The sequence below is a fragment of the Pseudomonas gregormendelii genome (genome assembly GCF_017114825.1).
Classification (GTDB): domain Bacteria; phylum Pseudomonadota; class Gammaproteobacteria; order Pseudomonadales; family Pseudomonadaceae; genus Aquipseudomonas; species Aquipseudomonas gregormendelii.
The window spans coordinates 202588-225619 of the sequence record NZ_JADEVO010000001.1; the positions used below are offsets into that span (position 1 = coordinate 202588).

The following is a 23032-nucleotide window of genomic DNA, read 5'->3' on the forward strand; positions in this document are numbered from 1 at the left end:
CTGATGCCAGCCTCGCGGGGCGTCAGTCGACCTGGCTGCTCTGGCGAATGGGTAACTCGACCCGGAATGTGGTGCCCACGCCGACTTCACTGCGAACCGTGATTTCTCCGCGATGCTTCTTGATAATGCCGTAGGACAAGGACAATCCCAGGCCTGTGCCCTGGCCCACGGGTTTGGTGGTGAAAAACGGGTCGAAGATTTTCTGCAGGTTCTGCGGTGCGATGCCGGAGCCGGTGTCTTGCACTTCGATCCATACCGACTGCGCAGCATGCCCGGTGCGCAGGGTCAGGGTGCCGCGTTCCGGGCCAATCGCCTGGGAGGCATTGACGATCAGGTTCATGAACACCTGATTGATTTGTGAGGGCAGGCACTCGATGTCGGGTAGCACCTGATACTCCCTGAGCACATCGGCCTTGTACTTGAGTTCGTTGGCGACGATGTTCAGGGTCGACTCGATGCCCTGCTGCAGGTTGATCCACTGCCATTCCTGATTGGCGTCCACCCGGGAAAAATCCTTGAGGTCCCTGACTATCCGGCCGACCCGGTTGATACCGTCCTTGGACTCCTTGATCAGCAGCGGAATGTCCTCGCGCAGGAAGTCCAGTTCAATCCGTTCGCGCAGCTGCTGCAGGCGTTCGGCCCACTCACCGGCCTGGATCAAGGTCTCTGCCTGTCCATAGGCATCGAGCATTTCCTGCAGTTGCTGGAAGTAGCCATCGAGCGTGCCGAGGTTGGATGAGATGAAGCCGATGGGATTGTTGATCTCATGGGCAACGCCAGCGGCGAGCTGCCCCAGCGACGCCAGTTTTTCCGATTGCACCAGTTGTGATTCAAGCTGTTTGCGCTCGTCGACTTCCCGCTGCACCAGATGCTCAAGATGATTCATCTGCAAGCTGGCCCGTTCTGTCATGTCCCATTTGGCCAGCAGGGTATTGGCCATTTGCTGCACTTCCACATTGTCGAACGGCTTTTTCAGAATCAGTACCCGGTCATGGGCGTGCAGGCGGTCGAGCAGTTCATCCCAGGAATAATCGGAGTAGGCGGTACACACCACCACTTGCAAGCGCGGGTCTGCCTGCCACAGTTGTTCGATGGTCTGGGCGCCGTCCCAGCCTTCGGGCATGCGCATGTCGACGAAGGCCAGGGCATAGGGTCGCTGTTGGTCCAGTGCCCACTTCAGTTTATTCAGGCCTTCCTGCCCTCCGTAGGCCGAATCCAGCTCAACCGTCACGCGGGTCGGTGCGGTCTCGCTGCCGAACAGGGTCGCTTCCATCGCATCCATCTCCTGCGTCTGCACCGGGGGAGGCATGAGGATCTTGCGAAAATCCGCATGAATGGACGGAGTGTCGTCGATCAGCAGGATGCGTCGGTTGAAACCCTCGCTCATGCTGGCTCCTGTACGAGGTGCAGCGGGATCCGCAAGGTGAACAGGGCGCCTTTGCCCGGGCCGTCGCTGTGGGCGGTGAGGTGGCCGTTCATCTCGATGGCGGCGAGGGCGCAGCTATGCAGACCGAAGCCGTGACCTTCCTTGCGGGTGGTAAAACCGTGGGCAAAGATCCGCGTGATGTTTTCCTCGGCAATGCCTTCGCCGTCGTCCTTGACGCTGACTTGCAGGGTTGTGTCATCGATGATTTTCACCGCCAGGGTCATTTGCCGCGCACGATTACTCAGGCCCGACATCGCGTATTTGGCGTTGCTGATCAGGTTGATCAGGATCAGCAGCAGCCGGTGCTTGTCACCCATGACTTGCGGCAATGCGCTGTAATCCTTGACCACCGTCACCTGATGTCGGGTCAGGGCGCCCGCGTTCATGCGCAGGGCGTCTTCGAGCAATTCGCTGATGTACAACGGCTCCATGAGGCTGTTGGCGCCCGCATAGGATTGCTGGGTGGCGACGATGTCCTTGATGTGATCGACGCTCTTGCTCAACTGCGCCAGTTCCTCGCTCATGCCCTGCTGCTCCAGGGCTATCGCTTCCACCAGTTGATTGAGGTAACCGGGAAGCAGTTTGCCTTTCGGGTCCTGGGTCAGGAAGGTGCCCAGATCCCCTGGATGATCGTTAATCAGCTGCATCGCCTTGGCCAGGCCCTGGGCCTTGCTGGCGCGCAGTTTACGAGTCACCAGGTCGGCGGAAATGTTAACGCTGTTGAGTACGTTGCCGACGTTGTGCAACACGTTGGTCGCTATCTCGGCCATCCCGGCCTGGCGTGCAGTGTCGAGCAGTTCACTCTGGGTATCGCGCAGTTCACGGGTGCGTTTTTCTACCCGCAATTCGAGGTCGTCATTGGCGGCTTCCAGGGCTTGGTTGACTCGCTGGATCACCCTGAAACTGCGCATCAGGTGAATGGTCAGGTACACCAGGCACAGCACCAGCAACACTGAAAATATCAGCATGGAAAAATGGTAGCGCTGGTCGACGGCTACGGTCCTGTGCTGGTCAGTGTTGAGCAGGTCGGTAATGTCGTCCAGGCGTTCGGCCACGGGGATGGCCTCGATGTTTTCCAGTAGCCGGTTGACCAGTGGTTGTTCGCGCAGGATCAATGAAATATGGCTGCTGAGGATGTCGATCGGGCTGTGAAACTGCTCGGGCAGGCGTTCTTTGTTGACCTTCAGTTTGTTCAAGCCGAGCAGAATGTCGGCAGCCTTGCCATCAGAGGTGACCTGGGCGAATTCCAGGCTGCTGAGCAGCAAGTCATAGGTGTCAGTGGCGATGTTCTGCAACTGCAGTTTGTCGCCGTCCACCAGTTCGGCCAGTTGCGCCTGGATGTCGTCCTCGGCGGTGGGCAGAAACGCCAGTGAATTACGCAACACGGCGTTGTGCGACTTGAATTGTTCGACCAGGCGGGTTTTTTCCTTGAGGGCGGCAAGGAAGGCATCATGACTGGTGCGCCAGGCGGCCGAGGCATTGCGGTCGTGGCTTGACTCCATCGAATCGAATCGTTGCCAGAGCCGGGTCATCTCGGTGAGTGGCGAAACCAATGGGTCATAATTGTGGCTGATGGCGATCCTGGCCTTGAGGATTTCGGTTTCCCACTGCGCATTCAGCTGTTTGATGCGGCCGATCAAGTCCCTGGATTCGGCGTAGGTCGTGGTCTGGTCCGCGCTGGATTTGAGGTACAGGAACAGCAGCGTCGAGGCCAGCATCAGGGCGACGATGCCCAACAGCGTCATGTTGCGTCGGTAGGACAGTGTCATAAGGCTTTACCCTCCCATTCGCCGGTCAGGGTCTTGAGAAACTTGATGATCAGGTTTTTATCTTCGGCCGAAGGAATACGGCCGAGCTGGAACTTGAACATCACGTCCACCGCCTCTTCGAGCGTCGCGGCCGAGCCGTCGTGAAAATACGGCGCGGTGATTGCGACGTTGCGCAGGCTGGGCACCTTGAACACGTTGCGGTCCTCTTCGTCCCCGGTTACCAGGTATCGCCCCAGGTCGGCCTCCACCGGGTTGCCCCGCACCTGGAAGTAATCGCCCAGGACGCCGAACTTCTGGTACATGTTCCCGCCGATGTTCACCCCCTGGTGGCAAGCGATGCAGCCGTATTCCTTGAAACGCTGATAGCCGTACTTTTCCTCGCGACTGAGTATCTGGGTATCGCCCAGCAGGTACTGGTCGAACCGCGAGTTGGCGCTGATCAGCGTGCGCTCGTAACTGGCGAGGGCGTTCTGCACGTTGTCCCTGGTCACCCCGTCGGGGTAGGCGTTGGCAAATGAAGTGCGGTAGGCCGCATCGGCGGACAGGGTCTGCACCACGTGTTGCCAGTTGCTGCCCATCTCGCTGGGGCTCTGTACGACTTCGTCGATCTGGGCTTCCAGGGAGTCTGCGCGACCGTTCCAGAACTGCCGGAAATTCAGGCTGGCGTTGAGTACGCTGGGGGTATTGACCGCCACCGGAAGACCGGTAAAGCCAATCGAAAAGGCCTTGTTGTCGGCGCCGCCCCTGGTCAGATGGTGGCAGCTGGCACAGGACAGTGAACCATTGACCGACAAACGCGTTTCATTGAACAACTGGCGCCCCAGTGCTACCCGCTGAGCGTCCTGTTGAGGCACCGCCGGCAGGGGTTTGAGCGGTTCGTCCAGCGGCGCGGCTGCGGCGCTCAGGCATACCCCGAGCACGGGTATCAGCAGCAGGTGGTGAAAGCGCAACCTCATCTGGTGTTTCCTTGGCGCTGGGCATGAGTGTCGTTGGATCGGATTCACGGGAGGGTCGACAAGGAGGGCCTCAGCGACTCCACATAGCGAACGAATACCTCGGGCTCCACCGCTTTGCTGAAGTAGTAGCCCTGGACTTCCTCACAGTGTTGGGCCTTGAGGAAGTCCAGTTGCTCAGCGGTTTCCACCCCTTCGGCAATGATGGTCAGCTTGAGGCTGCGCCCCAGGCTGATGATGGCGCTGACCAGCGCTGCGTCGTTGCTGTCGCTGCCCAAGCCGCGAATGAATGACTGGTCGATTTTCAGGACGTCGATGGGAAAGCGCCGCAAGTAACTCAGGCTGGAGTAACCGGTGCCGAAGTCGTCGATGGCCAGGCGCACCCCCAGGGCCTTGATCCGTTGCAGGGAGGTAACGGTGGACTCGATGTTTTGCATCAACACGCTTTCGGTGATCTCCAGCTCCAGAAGGGCCGGCTCCATGCCGGTTTGCGCGAGGATCTGCTCGATGCCATCGACAAAATCCCGCTGACGGAAATCAATGGCTGACATATTCACTGCCATGCAGATCGGTGGCACCCCGGCTGCCCGCCACGCGCAGCTCTGTCGACAGGCTTCGGCCAGGACCCATTTGCTCAGCGGCACGATCAGGCCGCTGTCTTCGGTCACTGCGATGAATGCCGATGGATAGACCAGGCCGTGGCCGGGCTTGTGCCAGCGGATCAACGCCTCGGCGCCGACCACCTGACCACTGCGAAGGTCCAGCTTGGGTTGGTAGTGCAGGACAAATTCGTTGCGAGCCAGCGCCAGGCGGATGCCGGTCTCCATGCTTTGCTGGTACAAGGCGCGCTGGTTCATTTCTTCGATGAAAAAGCGGTAGCTGTCCGGGCCGGTCTCCTTGACGTTGCGCATTGCGGTTTCCGCTTTCTTGATCAGCGAAATCGCATCAAAACCGTCGTCCGGATAGAGGCTGATACCCAGGCTGGCGGTGACCCTCAATTCGTGGCCGGCAATGTGCTGGGGCGCCCGGATCGCGTTCAGGAGTTTCTCGGCGATGCCGGTGGTCTGCTGGGGATGGCGAATGTCGGCGAGGATCACCACGAACTCGTCCGAGCCATAGCGGAACACCGAGTCGGACGCACGCACCGCCGCCACCATGTTGCGCCCGACCAGTTTGAGCATCTGGTCGCCGGCGGGATGGCCGAGCGCGTTGTTGATGCGCTTGAAGCGATCGAGCCCGAAAAACATCACCGCCAGTTGTTTGTCATGGCGCCGGGATAGGGCCAGTGACTGGTTCAAGCGGTCCCCGAGTAACGTGCTGTTGGGCAGTTCGGTGAGCACATCGTATTGCAGCAGGTGCGAGACCTTGAGCAGTTCGTGCACCCGTGCCTCGATGGTCTGTTCCAGGCTCAAGACTTTTAATGCCGCGTCCTGGGCCATCTGCCATTTCCAGGTCATGGCGCTGGCCATCTGGCGGATTTCCAGGCTGTCGAAAGGCTTTTTCAGCACCAGCAATTGATCGCCGAATTCCAGCCGCTCGGCGATGTCTTCCCAGCTGTAGTCGGAGTAAGCCGTACACAGGGCGATCTGCAGCTGCGGGTCGGCCTTCCACAGTTGCTCGATGGTTTCCAGGCCATCCCAGCCCGGTGGCATGCGCATGTCGATGAAGGCCATCGCATAAGGTCGCCCCTCCACCAGGGCCTGCTGGACTCGCGCCAGGGCTTCCTGCCCCTGATAGGCGGAGTCGAGCTGGAATGTCAGGCGCTCCACCGGCTGCGTGCCGAACAGGGCTTCCTCGGCGTCGGCCAGGGCCAGTTCGTCGTCGATGGCGGGAGCGAGGATCTTGCGGAAATCCGCATGAATCGACGGTGCATCGTCGATGATCAGAATGCGCCGGTTGGTCCGCGCCAGCAGGGTCGTCATTGACGTGAGCCGAAGCCGGCAACGGTTTCGTGGAGTGTGCTCATAGGAGGGGTATCCTTTCCCTGATCACCTGGCCGAACGTACAGATAAAGGATCCGAGTCACCTGAGCATAGACCTCTGGCCAGTGCTTCGCGCTGGCAAAATGAAATCATTTGCCGGAAGGCGCTCAATTTCATCTAGCCTGTAGGCCAGACTCCGCTTTCAGGCGCTGTCCACCCCGCCCGGACCCGGCGATGCAGCAGTGTTATCCGAGGTGACATCATGGAAGAGCAACCCCCCACCACTTTGAGTCATAAACCCAAAGTGCTGCTGGTTGATGATGAGGAGTCGATTCTCAATAGCCTGCGCCGCCTGCTGCGCGGTCAACCCTACGACGTGCTGCTGGCAACCGGTGGTGCCCAGGCGCTGGAGATCATGGCGCTGCAGCCCATCGACCTGGTGATAAGCGATGCCCGCATGCCCAATATGGATGGCGCCACGTTCCTGGCGCATGTCCACCAGCTTTATCCCCATACCACGCGAATCATGCTTACCGGCTACGCCGATCCCGCGGCCATCATCAAGGCGATCAACGAAGGGCAGATTCATCGTTACATCAGCAAGCCCTGGCACGATGAGGAGCTGCTGCTCACCCTGCGCCAATCACTCGCCTACCAGCACTCGGAGCGCGAACGCCTGCGCCTGGTGCAGGAAACCGATCAGCAGAACGAGCAGCTGAAGCGACTCAATGCCACGCTGGAAAAGCATGTGGCCGCGCGCACTGCCGAATTGCAGCAGACGGCCGATATGCTCGACCTGGCCTACGAAGAGCTCAAGCGCAGCTACGTCACGGGTACCGAGGTGTTTTCACTGCTGGCCAATTTGCGCTTGCCGCCGGCCAAGCAGACCAATCGCCAGATCATCGAGCTGGTGCGGGTGTACTGCAACCGCCATGGGGTGGATGAAGGCACCGGTCGCGACCTGACCATGGCCGCAGCGCTCTACAACATTGGCAAGCTGAGCTGGACGGACAGCATGATGACCGCCCCGGCGGACTTGCTGCATCACAACGACCGCGAACGTTATCGCGGTTATCCGAAACAAAGCGAGACGTTGCTGATGACCCTCGACCCGATGAAGGATGCGGCCCGCCTGATTCTTCACCATCAGGAGCGTTGGGACGGCACCGGTTTTCCCGACCGGCTCAAGGGCGAGGCCATTCCCTTCGGTTCGCGGCTGCTGAAACTGGCGGTGGATTTCATCGAGTTGCAACGCGGGCTGATTCTGGAGCGGCAGATGAACAGCGATGAAGCTCTGCTCTATATCCGCAACTATGCGGGACGGCTCTATGACCCGGGGATGGTGGAAGATTTCATCCAGGTCTGCGCCGCCTGCCAGAGCGATGTCTCGCTGGCCGACCCCGCGGTCAAGGTGTTGACTACTCGCGACGTGACGGCGGGCATGATCCTGGCGCGCAACCTCAATGCTGACAATGGCATGCTGCTGCTTAACGCCGGCAAGGTGTTGAACGGGGCACTGGTGGAGAAACTCATCGCCTTTGAAGCCATGGAGGGGGCGAAGTACAGCATCTTTGTAAAAGTCCCGCAGGAGCCGCCGGCTAACGTTGCGCACGCGCAGGAGAGGGCTTAGGCGTTGTACTGATCCATTGGGAACGGACAGGCGGACCTGTATCCTTGGGTTTTTTATCCAGGGCAGGTTTTCCTTCATGACGGTTACTTCAACCCCCCGCGTCATCCACATTGCCGCGGCGCTGCTGATCGGCCCGGACGGGCGCACGCTGCTGGTACGTAAACGCGGTACCACCGCCTTCATGCAGCCCGGTGGCAAGATCGAAGCCCAGGAGCAACCGGTGCACGCGCTGGCGCGGGAGTTGGAGGAAGAGTTGGGGCTGTTGATCGATCCTGCGCACGCCGCCTACCTCGGCCAGTTCAGCGCCCCGGCCGCCAATGAGCCGGGTTTTGTCGTGCAGGCCGAGCTGTTTCAGCTGGCGATTGCGACTGACGTGTCGCCGGCGGCGGAGATCGAAGAGGTGATCTGGATCGATCCGGCCACCGATGGCGATGTCTTGCTGGCGCCATTGACACGGGACCTGATCCTGCCGTTTTATCGAGCTTCGCTCATCGCGACTGCCTGATCTTTTACGGACGAAGGATTGCCCATGATTCCACTCCACGACCTGTTGATTTTCGCCGCCGCGGCGTTGCTGATGGTGCTCACGCCCGGGCCGAACATGATCTATCTCATTTCCCGCTCCATCTGCCAGGGACGCAAGGCTGGCGTGGTTCGTCCACAACCCGGGCTGGCTGGCAGTGCAGCGGTATTTCATGGGGGGTGTGCTGGCGGCGCTGGCGGTGCGCTTGATGCTGGAGCAGCGTAAGGCAACCTGAAAAGCCCAGGGACGGCTCAGGCTGTGAGGCTTTCCACGTAATCGATGTCAGCCGAACCGTGTAGGAGCGAGCTCGCTCGCGAAAAACCTGAGTGCGCCGAGGGGTGTCAGGTTTCCCGCGTCATCGTTGGCGTCCATCGCGAGCTAGCTCGCTCCTACCGGACGGCACTGACGCCATCGAGCGTCGAGAACGAGGTGTCCTTGGCGGTCAGCAGGAAGTCGCGCATGTAAGGCGCATCCAGCATGTCCGCACGAATTCCCGCGTACAACGTCGCGAACAAGCCTTTCTCGCCAAGGCGCTTGGCCTTCACATAACCCCGTGAGCTGTATTCATGCAATGCCCAATGGGGCATGCCGCATACGCCGCGACCGCTGGCCACCAGTTGCATCATCATCACCGTGAGTTCGGAGGTGCGAACCTGCGCCGGTTCGATGTCCGCCGGCTCCAGGAAGCGGGTAAAGATGTCCAGCCGGTCGCGTTCCACCGGGTAGGTGATCAAGGTCTCGCTTATCAGGTCTTCGGGCACGATGTACGCCTTGCTCGCCAGACGATGCTGATTGGCCACTGCAAGCATTGCCTCATAAGTGAACAGCGGCACATAGGTGATACCCGCCAGCTCCTGCGGGTCCGAAGTCACCACGAGGTCCAGATCGCCGCGCGCCAGGGCCGGCAGCGGGGCGAAGGAAAAGCCCGAGGCCAGGTCCAGTTCGACTTCCGGCCAGGCGTCGCGGAACTGGTCGATGGTCGGCATCAGCCACTGGAAGCAACTGTGGCATTCGATAGCCATGTGCAAGCGTCCCGCCGTGCCGCCAGCCAGCCGGGCAATGTCGCGCTCGGCGCCACGCAGCAGCGGCAGTGTCGCATCAGCCAGTTGCAGCAGGCGCAAACCCGCGCTGGTGAAGCGCACAGGCTTGGTTTTGCGCACGAACAGCGGCATGCCCATGCGTTCTTCCAGCTCTTTGAACTGGTGGGACAGGGCCGACTGGGTCAGGTGCAGGCGGTCGGCCGCATCGACCAGGCTGTCAGCTTCGCGCAAGGCGTGCAGGGTTTTCAGGTGGCGGATTTCAAGCACCGGGGGGGTCTCCATGAGGAAAACTTGTGATCAACACGAAAAGGTTGAGTTTGTCTCATGTTGTCCTGTCTGTCGACAATAGCGCCATGTTTCACGTCCCCTTTTGATTGAGAGCATTCCCCATGGCGTTGGCCCACACACTTGGTTTTCCCCGCATCGGCGCAGACCGCGAACTGAAAAAAGCCCTTGAATCGTATTGGAAGGGCGACCTCGACCAGGATGCGCTGCACAGCGTCGGCCGGCAGTTGCGTGCCACCCATTGGCAGCTGCAGAAAGACGCCGGCATCGATTTGCTGCCGGTAGGCGACTTCGCCTGGTATGACCAGGTGCTGACCCATTCCCTGACCTTCGGCGTGATCCCACAGCGTTTTGACGGCGCCAAAGACGAGAACGGCCTGCCGACCCTCGATACCCTGTTCGCCATGGCCCGTGGCGCCACCGCCAGCTGCTGCGGCAGTGAGCATGGCCAGGCGCAATACGCCCAGGAACTGACCAAGTGGTTCGACACCAACTACCACTACCTGGTCCCGGAGTTCAGCGCCGATCAGCAGTTCAAACTCAGCTGGGAGCAACTGTTCGACGAGGTCGACGAAGCCTTGGCGCTCGGCCACACCGTCAAGCCGGTGATCATCGGCCCGCTCACCTACCTGTGGCTGGGCAAGGCCAAGGGCGACGACTTCGACCGGCTCGATCTGCTCGAACGGCTGTTGCCGGTCTACAACGAAATCCTCAGTCGCCTTGCCGCGCAAGGCGTGGAATGGGTACAGATCGACGAACCGATTCTGACCTTGGACCTGCCCCAGGCGTGGAAAAGCGCATTCGAACGCGCCTACCACATCCTCCAGTACTCACCGCTGAAAAAACTCCTGGCGACCTACTTCAGTGGTCTGCAAGACAACCTCGGCCTGGCGGTCGGCCTGCCGGTGCAAGGCCTGCACATCGACGCCGTGCGTGCTCCGGATCAACTCGGCCAGGTGCTTGATCGCCTGCCGACCTACAAGATCCTGTCCGTGGGCCTGGTGAACGGGCGCAATGTGTGGCGCTGCGAACTGGAATCGGTGCTGGCGCAATTGCAACCGGCCCAGGAACGCTTTGGCGACAACCTGTGGGTCAGCAGTTCCTGCTCGCTGCTGCACAGCCCCGTGGATCTGGACCGCGAAGACAAACTCGATCCGGAACTGAAAAGCTGGTTGGCGTTTGCCGTGCAAAAGTGTGGCGAGATCGCCGTGCTGCGTGACGCGCTTAACGATCCACAAGCGCCCAAGGTGCGAGCGGCGCTGGCTGAAAGCAATGCCATTGAGGCCAGTCGTGCCGAATCGCCGCGTATTCACAAGACTGCCGTGCAGGCTCGTGTAGCGGCGGTAAGTGCCGCTGACAGCCGGCGCCAATCACCGTTTGCCCAGCGTATTGAACAACAGCGTGCTCGCCTGCAGTTGCCAGCATTTCCCACAACCACCATTGGCTCGTTCCCGCAGACCGGTGCGATCCGCCTGGCGCGCCAGGCATTCAAGCAGGGCAAGCTGTCTGCCAACGACTATACCGATGCCATGCACAGCGAAATCCGGCACGCCGTGCAAGTCCAGGAGCGCCTGGGCCTGGATGTGCTGGTGCATGGTGAAGCCGAGCGCAACGACATGGTCGAATACTTCGCCGAGCAGCTCGACGGTTATGCCTTCACCCGGTTCGGCTGGGTACAGAGTTACGGCTCCCGTTGTGTGAAACCAGCGATCATCTATGGCGACCTGAGCCGTCCCAAGGCCATGACGGTGGACTGGATTACCTATGCCCAAAACCAGACCGAGAAGGTGATGAAGGGCATGCTGACCGGGCCGGTGACCATGCTGATGTGGTCGTTCCCCCGGGAAGATGTTTCGCGCAAAGTCCAGGCTCAACAGTTGGCCCTGGCACTGCGTGACGAAGTGGTGGACCTGGAAAAAGCCGGCATCAAGATCGTGCAAATCGATGAGGCTGCGTTCCGCGAAGGCCTGCCACTGCGTCGGGCGCAATGGCATGAGTACCTCGACTGGGCGGTGGAAGCGTTCCGATTGACCGCCTCGGGTGTCCGTGACGAAACCCAGATCCACACCCATATGTGCTACAGCGAATTCAACGACGTGATCCAGGCCATCGCGGCCATGGATGCCGATGTAATCACCATCGAAACCTCACGTTCGGACATGGAATTGCTGGAGGCTTTCGAGGCGTTCGACTACCCGAATGATATCGGCCCGGGCGTCTACGACATCCACTCGCCGCGAGTGCCGGATACTGTCGAGATGATTAACTTGCTGCGCAAGGCCGCCAAGCGGATTCCGGCCGAGCGCCTGTGGGTCAATCCCGATTGCGGACTGAAGACCCGTGCATGGCCGGAGACCGAAGCTGCGCTGGTGAACATGGTGGCGGCGGCTCGGCAGTTGCGCACTCGATTGGCATAGCCTGGCGGCGCATGCTCCGGGCGGCGATCCGACCATCAACGATCGCATGGTTGCGAATATGACCGCTCGGCACTCTTCATCAAACTGTCATGGAACTGTGGCAGCGCGCTTGAACAAACTTCATCAGACTCGCGCTCTACTGGGGTTCTGCGTTTCGGTGTTTTTTCATGCGTTTATTTCTTTTACTGGCCGCGTTGTTGTTCGGCCTGCCGTCGATGGCGGCTTCGCGTTGCGATGTCGATGTTCCAACTGAACGAGCCGATCTGGCACAGGTAAGCCTGGCATATCAGAGTATTGGCCGTGCTTCGGATCCGGCGCTGTTGCTGGTGATGGGACTTGGCGGCCAGTTGATTCACTGGCCGGACGAAGTGGTTGTCGCGCTGTGTCAGCAAGGCTTTCGGGTGATCCGTTATGACAACCGCGATGTCGGTCTCTCGACGTGGCGCCAGGCACCCGTCGACGCCAACCTGACCTTCGAGGTGCTGCGCTACAAACTTGGTTTGCCAGTGTCCGCGCCCTACACCCTGACCGACATGGCTGATGATGCGTTTGGGTTGATGGATGCCTTGCACGTTGAGCAGTTCCACGTGCTGGGCGCGAGCATGGGCGGAATGATTGCCCAGCACATGGCGGCGATGGCGCCGCAACGGGTCGAGAGCCTGACCCTGATCATGACCAGTTCCGGTGCCGAAGGACTGCCGGCACCGAGTGCGGCGTTGGTGCAGTTGCTTGCGCGTCGTGGTGCGCCGAATCGCGAAGCAGCGCTGGAACAACAGGCTGATCTGCTCGCGGCGCTGGGCAGCCCGACGGTGAGTGATGATCGCCAGGCGTTGCTGCAACAGGCGGCGCAATCCTATGACCGGGCGTTCAACCCCGAAGGCGTGAAACGCCAGATCATGGCCATCCTCGCGGAACCGAGTCGGGTGGCGCTGCTCAATCAACTGCGGGTGCCAACCCTGGTGGTGCACGGTACGGCTGATCCGTTGCTGCCGGTCATGCATGGCGTGCACCTGGCGGCGCATATTCACGGAAGTCAGTTGAAGCTGATTCCGGGACTGGCACATCGATTCCAGGAAGCGTTCAAGGCGCCGCTGTTGGCGGCGGTGCTGCCCTATTTGCAGGCTCACCGCGAAGACACGTCGCATTGGGCGCAGATCGATCCGCTGCCGGCCCCCAATCTCCTGTAACCCCCCGGTCCCTGTAGGAGCTGCCGCAGGCTCGGGCCGCGTTCGGACGATCTTTTGATCTTGATCTTGCCCAGATCGCTCTAGACCAGAATCAAAAGATCGCAGCCTCTGGCAGCGCCTACGGGTGTATCGTTGGACCTTTGCGACGCGTTCCAGTCTGCGAGGTGAGTGATGACTACCCCCCTGAAAATCGATTTTGTCAGCGATGTATCCTGCCCCTGGTGTGTCGTCGGCCTGTACGGCCTGACCCAGGCCCTTGATCTGTTGGGTGACGAGGTCCAGGCCGAGATCCGGTTCCAGCCATTCGAGCTGAACCCGAAGATGGGACCCGAAGGCCAGAACATCACCGAGCACATCACCGAGAAATACGGCTCCACGCCTGAGCAGTCGCAGAAAAATCGCGAGATGATCCGCGAGCGCGGTGCCGAGGTCGGTTTTGCTTTCCGCACGGACGGCAACAGCCGCATCTACAACACCTTCGATGCCCATCGCCTGTTGTATTGGGCAGGGCTGGAAGGGTTGCAGTTCAACCTGAAGGAGGCGCTGTTCAAGGCGTATTTCAGCGATGGAGCTAACCCGTCCGATCATCAGCAACTGGCGCGGATTGCCGCGAGTGTCGGGCTGGATCAGCAGCGGGCCGAGGCGATCCTGGCGTCAGACGAATTCGCCCGGGAAGTTCGGGAAGAAGAACAGCTCTGGTTGTCCCGCGGAGTGAGTTCGGTACCGACCGTGGTCTTCAACGGTCAGTATGCGATCAGCGGCGGACAACCTGTGGAGACGTTCGTGGGTGCAATTCGGCAGATCATGAGTGAAGCCAAGGGCGGCACGGTGAATCAATAGCTCAGGTTTGAAAGCGCACCCACACGCCGACCAACACGGTGGCCGCAATCAGCCAGGCCACCGCTGCCACCGCCAGTGAGGCTTCCAGCCGCATCTTGTCGACCATCACGTACAACGTGGCCAGGTAGATGAAGTACGGGATGATCGACCACATGCCAAACACGATGGTGGTCTTCAGATCATCCAGCGACCGGCCTTTGCCGACGATGTAATGCGCGATTAGGGCAAAGGTCGGGAACAGGGGTACCAGCCCGGCGATGTAATAGTTTTTGGTCCTGGCCAGCGCGGCGAGGATCAGCACCACCGCCGCGCCCAGGCTCGCCTTTAGAATCAGGTCCATCAGTGGCTCAACCCGTATTTTTTCACTTTGTCGAACAGCGTGGTCTTGGCCATTCCAAGTTCCTGGCTCGCCTGGGTCAGATTGCCGCCGCTGCGCTGCAACGCATCCACCAGCAAATTGCGCTCGAAGGCTTCGACCGCTTCGGCGAACGCCAGGCCCTGATTGCTGCCGCTGGCGCCGGATTTCTTGAAGGCCGGCAGGCCGAGGGCGAAGCGCTCGGCGACGTTGCGCAATTCGCGCACATTCCCCGGCCAGTCATGGCTCATCAGGTTCGACAGGGTCTGGTTGTCCAGGTCAGGCACCGCGCGGTCGAAGCGCAGGGAGGACTGCTGCAGGAAATGCTCGAACAGTTGCAGGATATCCTCGCGGCGTTCTCGCAGCGGTGGCAGTTCCAGTGTGACCACATTGAGTCGGTAATACAGGTCGCTGCGGAACTCACCCGCTTTGCTCGATTCGTCCAGGTCGGATTTGGTCGCGGCGATCACCCGGCAGTCCACCGCCACGCTCTGGTTCGAACCGAGGCGCTCCAGGGTCCGCTCCTGCAGAACCCGCAGCAGTTTGATTTGCAGCGGTAACGGCATGCTTTCCACTTCATCGAGGAATAGCGTGCCGCCGTCGGCGTGTTCGATCTTGCCGATGCGCCGTTTGCCCGCGCCGGTAAAGGCATTGGCTTCGTGACCGAAGATCTCGCTTTCGAACAGATTCTCCGGCAGGCCGCCGCAGTTCAACGCGACGAACTGCCTGGCATGGCGCCGGCTGAAATCGTGCAGGCAACGCGCGACCAGCTCCTTGCCGGTGCCGGTCTCGCCTTCGATCAGTACGTTGGCCGAGGTGTCGGCGACGTTGGCGATCAACTCCCGCAGATTCTGCATGGCCGGTGAGCGGCCGATGATCCGGCCTTCCAGCGAGTCGCGCTCGGCCAATTGCCGGCGTAGCGAGGAGACTTCCCGCGCCAGGCTACGTTGCTCCAGCGCGCGACGGGCGACGTCGACCAGGCGTTCCGGGGAGAACGGCTTCTCCATGAAGTCATAGGCGCCTTTTTGCATGGCGCCGACCGCCATGGAAATGTCGCCATGCCCGGTAATCAACACCACGGGCAGGCTGCGGTCACGTTCCTTGAGCCGGGTCAGCAGTTCCAGGCCGTCGATGCCAGGCAGGCGGATATCGCTGATGACAATCCCGGCAAAGTTTTCGCCGACCCGCTCCAGTGCTTCCTCGGCGCTGCCCACGCCTTCGCAGGGAATGTCTTCCAGGGTCAGCGCCTGCTGGCAGCCCAGCAGCACATGAGGGTCGTCTTCGACGATCAGCACACTCAGTTCGTGGTTCATAGGGGCTCGGCGTGAAGGGGGCTTACCAACGGTAAACTGAGAACGAAGGAGGTTCCACCATTGGCCGGGTGCTCGACACCCAGGTGCCCGCCAGTGGCGGCGGCCAGGCTGGCGGACAGGGTCAGGCCGAGGCCCAGGCCCTGTTCGCCGGGTTTGGTGGTGAAGAAGGGTTCGAACAGATGTTTGCGCGCCTCGGCGTCGATGCCATGGCCATTGTCACGCACCCGCAGGCGATATTTGCCATCGTGGGGTTCACCCTCCAGCCACAGTTGCGGCAGGGGCTGGGCCTGCATGGCATCCAGGGCATTACCGATCAGGTTGACCAGAATCTGCTCAAGGCGAGTCTGGTCGATCTGCACCTGGACATCGGCGAATTCGCGGTGCAGCTGCAAGTGCGCGCTTTCCAGACGGGCACCGAGCAGTTGCAGCGCAGCCTCTACCGCCTTGCCGAGGCTGGCCTGGCCCTTGTCGTCACCACGACGGGCGAAGGAACGCAGGCTGGCGGTGATCCGGCCCATGCGATCGATCAGCTCGTTGATGGTCTTGAGGTTGGTACTGGCGACGTCGAGCTGACCGCGTTCCAGAAAGCGCACGGTATTGCCGGACAAGGTCCGCAGGGCGGCGAGCGGCTGGTTCAGTTCGTGAGCAATGCTGGTGGACATCTGGCCAATCGCCGCCAGTTTGCCTGCCTGTACCAGTTCATCCTGGGCCCTGCGCAACGTCTCTTCAGCCTGGCGCCGTTCGCGGATCTGGCCCTTGAGTCGTTCATTGCTGGCGCGCAGGTCACTGGTGCGTTCGGTAATCCGACGCTCGAGTTGATTGTTCGCTTCCTGCAGGGCTTCCCGGGCGGCAAGGCGGGTAGCGATAACCTTGCGCCGTTCGTTCCAGGCAATCAGCAGGAACGCCACGAGGGCGAACGCGACAGCCACCAGGATGCCCTGGTTGATCGCTTCACGGCGCAAGTCCTGCAGGGGCGTGAGCAGGGTGAAATTCCACGGTGTGTCGCTCAGGGGGCGGGTCTGCGACAGGTAGCTGATGTCCTCCTGGGCGGACTCCACCTCGCTGTTGGCGGGGAAGGTCAGTTTCTCCTCACCCTCGGCCAGTTTTTCCCGCGCCAGGGGTTGCAGCTCATTCAGCGGGAACCAGTAATACTGCAGGCTGCGGGCGAGTTTCTCCTTGGTTTCGTCGCTCAACGGGATGACCGACTTGAGCCGTCGTGCCGGGTCGCTGGACAGAATGATGATGCCGTTTTCATCACTGACGAAGGCTTCCAGGCGAGCACGCTGCCAGCGTTCTTCCATGGCTTCCAGCCTCACCTTGACCACCGCGACGCCGATGATCTTGCCCTGTTCCTCAAGGCCGTGGGCCAGGTAATAACCCGGTTCGCCGTTGGTGCTGCCAATTCCGTAGAAGCGCCCCGGCTGACCGCGCACGGCGTTCTGGAAATAGGCGCGAAAGGACAGGTCTTCGCCCAGGTAACTGTCGACATCGCGCCAGTTGCTGGTGGCCATGACGCGGCCGGTGGTGTCCATGACATAGATGGCCCGGCTGCGGCTGCGCCGATTCAGGCCTTCGAGGTATTCATTGACCGTCTGCCGGTGTTCCGGCGATGGATCGTCGAGCAGCTTTGACACGCTGGATTCAAGTTCCAGCAGGCTGGGCAGGTAGGTGTATTTGCTGATTTCGCTTTCGACGGCGCGGGCATGCAGTTCCAGCTGGCGCTGGCCGTTTTCGCTGAGGCTGCGGATGCCGAAATGTTCACTGACCCAGAAGCCGACGTAACCCAATCCAATCATCAGGGCGATGACCAGCGGCGGCAGGAACAGATGGCGAATCAGACGGGGTTTCACGGCGAGTGATGGCGGCGCGGCGCGATAGAGAGTGGGGTCGCATTTCATCACAGATGCCTTGGGTCAACCACAACACAAATCTTGAAACCGCCATCGTCCCCTGTAGGAGCGAGCTTGCTCGCGATGGTCGTCAACGATGGCGCGTTCATTCTGGATGTACGCGAGGTCTTTGAGTTCATCGCGAGCAAGCTCGCTCCTACAGGGGAGGGCGTGCGGCTTTTAGTGCTGCAGAATCTTGTTGAGGAAATGCTGCGTACGCTCGGCGCGGTGGCTGATGTCGCCGAAGAATTCCTCTTTCTTGCAGTCTTCGATGATCTTGCCTGCGTCCATGAAAATCACGCGGTCGGCCACTTTGCGGGCAAAGCCCATTTCGTGGGTCACGCACATCATGGTCATGCCTTCGTGGGCCAGTTGCACCATCACGTCGAGCACTTCGTTGACCATCTCCGGGTCGAGCGCCGAGGTCGGTTCGTCGAACAGCATGACGATAGGGTCCATCGCCAGTGCGCGGGCAATCGCCACGCGCTGCTGCTGGCCACCGGAAAGCTGGCCCGGATGCTTGTGCGCATGGGCAGACAACCCGACCCGCTCAAGCAACTGCAGGCCCTTTTTCGTAGCTTCTTCCTTGCTGCGGCCGAGCACCTTGATCTGCGCGATGGTCAGGTTTTCGGTGATGGTCAGGTGTGGGAACAGTTCGAAGTGCTGGAACACCATGCCGACGCGCGAGCGCAGTTTTGGCAGGTTGGTCTTGGGGTCGGCGATGGATGTGCCATCGACTACCACGTCACCTTTCTGGAAGGGTTCCAGGGCGTTCACGCACTTGATCAGGGTGGATTTGCCGGAACCGGAAGGCCCGCACACCACGATCACTTCGCCTTTCTTGACCTCGGTGCTGCAGTCAGTCAGTACCTGGAAGTCGCCATACCACTTGTTGACATTCTTGATAGAGATCATACGGCAAACCTTTTTTGCAGACGCTTGACCAGCAGCGAGGCGGCAAAGCTGATTGTGAAGTACACGAGACCTGCGAAGATCAGGAACTCATTGGAGCGGCCGATGATGTCGCCACTGGCGCGCGAAGCATTGAGGAAGTCCACCAGGCCGACGGCGTAGACCAGCGAGGTGTCCTGAAACAGAATGATGCTCTGTTGCAGCAGCAGCGGGGTCATCTTGCGGAACGCCTGGGGCAGGATGATCAACCGCATCATCTGGCTGTACGTCATGCCCAGGGCCTGGGCCGCGCCCATTTGTCCCTTGGGAATCGACTGCACGCCGGCCCGGACGATTTCGCAGAAGTACGCCGCTTCAAACATCATGAACGCCACGATGCACGAGGCGAACGCGCCGATCGGCGTGTCTTCGCCGGTGATCCAGCGCAGCACGAACGGCACCGCCAGGTAGAACCAGGTGATGACCAGCAGCAGCGGGATCGAACGGAAGTAATTGACGTAGGCACCGGCAATGTTCGACAGCACTTTGCTGTGGGACAGGCGCATCAACGCAAGGATGGTGCCCAGAATGATCCCGCCGACGACGCCCAGCGCCATCAGTTGCAGGGTCATGACCATGCCGTTCCACAAGCCCGGCAAGGACGGGATGATGCCCGAGAAGTCGAATTCCATCATTTACCCCCTACGGAGATCAGGCCCGGCACGGCAACTTTCTTCTCGACCAGGCGCATCAGCAGCATCAGGCTCATGTTCAAGGTGAAGTAGATCAGTGTCGCCAGGGTGAAGGCTTCGAACAGGTTGGCGGAGAACTCGGCGGTCTGCTTGGTCTGTGCGAGCAACTCCATCAGGCCGATCAGCGAGGCGACGGACGTGTTCTTGAAGACGTTGAGAAATTCCGAGGTAAGCGGCGGAATGATGATCCGGTAAGCCTGGGGCAGCAGCACGTTCCAGTAGATCTGCGACAGCTTGAAGCCCATTGCGCGAGCAGCGGCTTCCTGGCCACGGGGCAATGCCTGGATGCCGGTACGCACCTGTTCGCAAACGCGAGCGGTAGTGAACAGGCCAAGGCACACCACGACGCTGAGGAAGGCCGAAGTGGTCGGGTTGAGGTCCTGCTTGTACCAGTCCTGCAGATTCTGCGGCAGCAGGTCGGGCACCAGGAAGTACCAGATGAACAGCTGCACCAGCAGTGGCACGTTACGGAAGAGTTCGACGTAGCAGGTCGCGATGCCCGATACGAAGCGGTTCGGTACGGTGCGCATGACACCCAGGATCGAGCCCAGTGTCAGGGCAATGATCCATGCCACGATGGCGATGGCGATGGTCCAGCCCAGACCGGTGAGGTACCAGTCGAGATAGATCTCGCTGCCCACGCCGGTGGACTTGAAGAACACACTCCAGTCCCAGTTGTAATTCATTCGGGTCTCCCCTCGGATCGATATACAAGTGCCCGCTTGGGGAAGCTCCGTTCCCGCCCCGACCATGATAGTCAGGCACACACGAGCGGCTCGACAGCCACCGGTTCGAGTGTTTCCAGAAAATGCCAGCAGGGAGTGACAACCTCCTGAAGGGATTTTGGTCCCGTCAGGAGGTAAGGTTAGTCAGAAATCAGGATTTCTTGTCGTCAGCCGCTTTATCGGTCGGATTGGCGATCAGGGCCTTGAGCTCGTCGCTCATCGGGAAGTTCAGGTTCAGGCCTTTTGGCGGGATTGGCGCCATGAACCATTTTTCGTAGATCTTGTTGATCTCGCCCGACTTGTAGGTGGCCACGATGGCAGCGTCTACGGCCTTCTTGAACGGCTCGTCGCCCTTGCGGACCATGCAGCCGTAGATTTCGTAGGACTGTGGATCACCGGTCACTGCCCAATCAGTGGCCTTCTTGGCTTTGGCGGCTTCACCGGCCAGCAGTGCGTCGTCCATCATGAACGCAACGGCGCGGCCCGATTCCAGCATCTGGAAGGACTCGCCGTGGTCTTTGGCGGAAATGACGTTCATGCCCATTTGCTTGTCGGCGTTCATCGACTTGAGCAGGCGCTCGGACGTGGTGCCCGCAGTGGTCACGACGTTCTTGCCCTTGAGGTCGTCGAAGTTCTTGTACGTGGAGTCTTTCTTGGAGAGAAGACGAGTACCGATTTCGAAGATGCCGACGGAGAAGTCCACTTGCTGCTGGCGTTCAACGTTGTTGGTGGTTGAACCGCACTCAAGATCCACGGTGCCGTTCTGCACCAGCGGGATACGGGTTTGCGAGGTAACCAGGTTGTATTTGACCTTCAGGTCCGGGAGGTCCAGGTCTTTTTTCAGCGCTTCGACCACTTTCAGCTGAATGTCGTGGGAGTAGCCGACCGGTTTACCGGAAGCGTCCGCGATGTAGGAAAACGGAATCGAAGCGTCACGATGCCCGAGGGTGATGGTGCCGGACTCTTTGATCTTCTTCAGTGTGCCGGTGAGTTCGGCGGCGAAAACTGGAGTGCTAATCAGAGCGGCAGCAATGGCTGCGCCCAGGAGGTGGGGAACGATACGCATCAAATTTTCCTCGACATTGTTTTTTTTATGGAGCCAGTTCATCGGCCCTTTTTGTGCTTCGAATGCCTGGTGCGCCTGATGGATCGGCACAACAGGTATTCGTCCAAGAGTGTAGAGCATGACTCGTGCCAGGCCTGGGGCTGTAGATCAAAGTGTTGATTTATAAGGGGATTAATTATTTGTTGCGGGTTTTAGAGAGTGCAATGATCCGGTTAACCGAATAGATCGACAGGTAGCGTTCGGAAAACCGAATGCGATGCAGGGATTAGCTGCGCGAGCAACTGTCTTCTCCCTGCCACATCAACGTCGAATGTGCAGACGCCATCGCGGGCAAGCCCGGCTCCCACAGTGATCTGCGCCGAACACAAATGCTGCGTCCACCACCAACACCCTGTGGGAGCGGGCGCCTGCAAGTAACCTGGAGTGCAGCGCAGAATGCAAAAACCCCTGGATCTCACAATCCAGGGGCTTTGCGTACCGCCAGCTATCGATCAGGCCGCTTCAATCTTGCTGCGGTTCTGCTCGACCTTGCTCAGGTAATCCGCCAGCTTCTGTTGCTCTGCCGGGGTGGTGAACAGCCCCAGTTTGCTGCGGCGCCACAGGATATCGTGGGCGGTGGTTGCCCATTCTTCGCTGCACAGGTAGTCCACTTCGCGGGTATAGAGACCGCCGCCGATGTGTTCGCCCAAGTCGTTCAGGTCGCGCACGCCTTCGAGCATGCGCCAGGTGCGGCTGCCGTAGGTGGTGGCCCAGCGGCGGGCGATTTCGGTGGGCACCCAGTCGAACTTGTCACGGATCAAGGCGCTTAGCGCCTGCGGGGTGCTCATGTCCTCGCCACCGGGCAGGGTCGCGTGGGCGGTCCAGCTTGGCTTGATGTGGGTGAAATACGGGGTCAATTGCGCCAGGGCCGACTCGGCCAGCTTGCGATAGGTCGTCAGCTTGCCGCCGAATACCGAGAGCAATGGCGCTTCTTCGCCGCTACCAGACAGCGCCAGGGTGTAATCCCGGGTCACGGCCGACGGGTTATCGGATTCGTCATTGCACAGAGGACGCACTCCCGAATAGCTGTGCAGAATGTCTTCGCGGCTGACCTGCTTCTTGAAGTGCGCATTCACCACTTTGAGCAGGTAATCGGTCTCGCCTTCGGTAATCGCAACTGCCGCCGGGTCGCCGGTGTACTCGCGGTCGGTGGTGCCGATCAAAGTGAAGTGATTCAGGTAGGGAATGGTGAACACGATGCGCTGGTCTTCGTTTTGCAGAATGTGCGCGTGTTCGCCTTCGTACAGCTTCGGCACGATCAGGTGACTGCCCTGGATCAAGCGGATGCCGTAGGGCGATTCCATCTTCAAATCGTCACGAATGAATTTCGCCACCCATGGCCCGGCAGCATTCACCAGGGCCTTGGCGCGGATCGAAAACAGGCTGCCGTCGGCGCGTTCCAGGTGCAGATGCCACAGGCCCTTGGTGCGACGGGCGCTGACGCAGCGGGTTTGGGTGTGAACGTGGGCGCCTTTCTCGCGGGCGGCCATGGCGTTGAGTACCACCAGGCGTGCGTCGTCTACCCAACAATCGGAATATTCGAAGCCTTTGGTGATTTCGCTCTTCAGCGGGCTGTCTGGACCGAACTTGAGGCTTTTTGAACCTGCCAGCTTTTCCCGTTTGCCGAGGTTGTCATAAAGGAACAGGCCGGCACGGATCATCCACGCCGGACGCAGGTGCGGGCGGTGGGGCAGCACAAAACGCATCTGCTTGACGATGTGTGGCGCCTTGGCCAGCAACACTTCACGTTCGGCGAGGGCTTCACGCACCAGGCGGAATTCGTAATGTTCGAGATAGCGCAGGCCACCGTGGATCAGCTTGCTGCTGGCCGAGGAGGTGTGGCTGGCCAGGTCGTCCTTTTCGCAAAGGAACACAGACAGGCCGCGGCCGGCCGCATCCGCTGCGATCCCCACGCCATTGATCCCGCCACCGATGACGGCAACATCGTAGACCTCGGAGAGTGGGGGGGTAGGCAAGGTAGAAGTGGGCATCGGCTGGCCTCTGGTTTTT

General features: G+C 60.2%; 18 protein-coding genes and 1 pseudogene. 6 read left to right on the plus strand and 13 right to left on the minus strand.

Going from position 1 to position 23032, the window contains the following annotated elements; all coding sequences use genetic code 11:
• Positions 1 to 22 precede the first annotated feature (22 nt).
• The 4 genes from IMW75_RS00945 to IMW75_RS00960 are packed head-to-tail and all read right to left on the minus strand — an operon-like array spanning position 23 to position 6070.
• Positions 23 to 1387 (minus strand): ATP-binding protein, encoded by a 1365-nt coding sequence (locus IMW75_RS00945; protein ID WP_045058030.1) that lies wholly within the window; start codon positions 1385 to 1387, stop codon positions 23 to 25.
• Positions 1384 to 3195, minus strand: a complete 1812-nt coding sequence (locus tag IMW75_RS00950) for a DAHL domain-containing protein (RefSeq protein WP_205891647.1) — start codon at positions 3193 to 3195, stop codon at positions 1384 to 1386. Before IMW75_RS00950 ends, IMW75_RS00945 begins: the two co-directional genes overlap by 4 nt.
• Positions 3192 to 4151, minus strand: coding sequence for a cytochrome-c peroxidase (locus IMW75_RS00955; RefSeq protein ID WP_205891648.1), 960 nt, complete (start codon positions 4149 to 4151; stop codon positions 3192 to 3194). The genes IMW75_RS00950 and IMW75_RS00955 overlap by 4 nt, the downstream gene beginning before the upstream one ends.
• 44 nt (positions 4152 to 4195) lie before the next feature.
• Positions 4196 to 6070: a putative bifunctional diguanylate cyclase/phosphodiesterase gene (locus IMW75_RS00960; protein ID WP_205891649.1), complete on the minus strand. Its 1875-nt coding sequence runs from the start codon at positions 6068 to 6070 to the stop codon at positions 4196 to 4198.
• A 262-nt stretch (positions 6071 to 6332) separates the two neighbouring features.
• Here IMW75_RS00960 and nosR point away from each other — a divergent pair, with 262 nt between their 5' ends.
• The 3 genes and pseudogenes from nosR to IMW75_RS00975 all read left to right on the plus strand — a co-directional run.
• Complete coding sequence (nosR, locus tag IMW75_RS00965; RefSeq protein WP_205891650.1) at positions 6333 to 7700, plus strand: response regulator c-di-GMP phosphodiesterase, NosR family; 1368 nt, start codon at positions 6333 to 6335, stop codon at positions 7698 to 7700.
• A 76-nt stretch (positions 7701 to 7776) separates the two neighbouring features.
• Positions 7777 to 8205 (plus strand): NUDIX hydrolase, encoded by a 429-nt coding sequence (locus IMW75_RS00970; protein WP_045058025.1) that lies wholly within the window; start codon positions 7777 to 7779, stop codon positions 8203 to 8205.
• A 24-nt stretch (positions 8206 to 8229) separates the two neighbouring features.
• Positions 8230 to 8412: pseudogene (locus IMW75_RS00975) on the plus strand (LysE family translocator); the annotation flags it as partial.
• A gap of 200 nt (positions 8413 to 8612) precedes the next feature.
• Here the strand turns inward: IMW75_RS00975 and metR are convergent.
• Entirely contained in the window at positions 8613 to 9530 is a 918-nt protein-coding gene (gene metR, locus IMW75_RS00980; protein WP_045058023.1) for a transcriptional regulator MetR, read from the minus strand.
• 122 nt (positions 9531 to 9652) lie between these two features.
• Between metR and metE the strand changes: the two genes are divergently transcribed.
• The 3 genes from metE (at position 9653) to IMW75_RS00995 (ending at position 13992) form a co-directional block, all read left to right on the plus strand.
• Positions 9653 to 11965, plus strand: coding sequence for a 5-methyltetrahydropteroyltriglutamate--homocysteine S-methyltransferase (metE, locus tag IMW75_RS00985; RefSeq protein WP_205891651.1), 2313 nt, complete (start codon positions 9653 to 9655; stop codon positions 11963 to 11965).
• A gap of 167 nt (positions 11966 to 12132) precedes the next feature.
• Positions 12133 to 13152 (plus strand): alpha/beta fold hydrolase, encoded by a 1020-nt coding sequence (locus IMW75_RS00990; protein ID WP_205891652.1) that lies wholly within the window; start codon positions 12133 to 12135, stop codon positions 13150 to 13152.
• A 171-nt stretch (positions 13153 to 13323) separates the two neighbouring features.
• Positions 13324 to 13992 (plus strand): DsbA family oxidoreductase, encoded by a 669-nt coding sequence (locus tag IMW75_RS00995; RefSeq protein ID WP_045058020.1) that lies wholly within the window; start codon positions 13324 to 13326, stop codon positions 13990 to 13992.
• Between the two features lies 1 nt (position 13993).
• On the opposite strand, the gene IMW75_RS01000 is transcribed toward IMW75_RS00995, so the two are convergent.
• The 8 genes from IMW75_RS01000 to glpD all read right to left on the minus strand — a co-directional run bounded on the left by IMW75_RS01000 (position 13994) and on the right by glpD (position 23013).
• A complete protein-coding gene (locus IMW75_RS01000) occupies positions 13994 to 14323 on the minus strand; it encodes a GlpM family protein (RefSeq protein WP_163019478.1) in 330 nt (109 codons plus the stop codon).
• 8 nt (positions 14324 to 14331) lie between these two features.
• The gene (gene aauR / locus IMW75_RS01005; RefSeq protein WP_045058018.1) at positions 14332 to 15660 is read right to left on the minus strand and encodes a two-component response regulator AauR; all 1329 of its coding nucleotides are present in this window, start codon (positions 15658 to 15660) and stop codon (positions 14332 to 14334) included.
• A complete protein-coding gene (gene aauS / locus IMW75_RS01010; protein ID WP_205891653.1) occupies positions 15657 to 17558 on the minus strand; it encodes a two-component sensor histidine kinase AauS in 1902 nt (633 codons plus the stop codon). The genes aauR and aauS overlap by 4 nt, the downstream gene beginning before the upstream one ends.
• A 171-nt stretch (positions 17559 to 17729) precedes the next feature.
• Positions 17730 to 18464 carry an amino acid ABC transporter ATP-binding protein gene (locus IMW75_RS01015; RefSeq protein ID WP_045058016.1) on the minus strand — a complete coding sequence of 245 codons (735 nt, stop codon included), beginning with the start codon at positions 18462 to 18464 and terminating at the stop codon, positions 17730 to 17732.
• Positions 18461 to 19132: an amino acid ABC transporter permease gene (locus IMW75_RS01020; protein ID WP_045058015.1), complete on the minus strand. Its 672-nt coding sequence runs from the start codon at positions 19130 to 19132 to the stop codon at positions 18461 to 18463. The genes IMW75_RS01015 and IMW75_RS01020 overlap by 4 nt, the downstream gene beginning before the upstream one ends.
• Complete coding sequence (locus IMW75_RS01025; protein ID WP_205891654.1) at positions 19132 to 19878, minus strand: amino acid ABC transporter permease; 747 nt, start codon at positions 19876 to 19878, stop codon at positions 19132 to 19134. Before IMW75_RS01025 ends, IMW75_RS01020 begins: the two co-directional genes overlap by 1 nt.
• 190 nt (positions 19879 to 20068) lie before the next feature.
• Complete coding sequence (locus IMW75_RS01030; RefSeq protein WP_045058062.1) at positions 20069 to 20983, minus strand: glutamate/aspartate ABC transporter substrate-binding protein; 915 nt, start codon at positions 20981 to 20983, stop codon at positions 20069 to 20071.
• 491 nt (positions 20984 to 21474) lie between these two features.
• Positions 21475 to 23013: a glycerol-3-phosphate dehydrogenase gene (glpD, locus tag IMW75_RS01035; RefSeq protein WP_045058013.1), complete on the minus strand. Its 1539-nt coding sequence runs from the start codon at positions 23011 to 23013 to the stop codon at positions 21475 to 21477.
• Between the last annotated feature and the right edge of the window lie 19 nt (positions 23014 to 23032).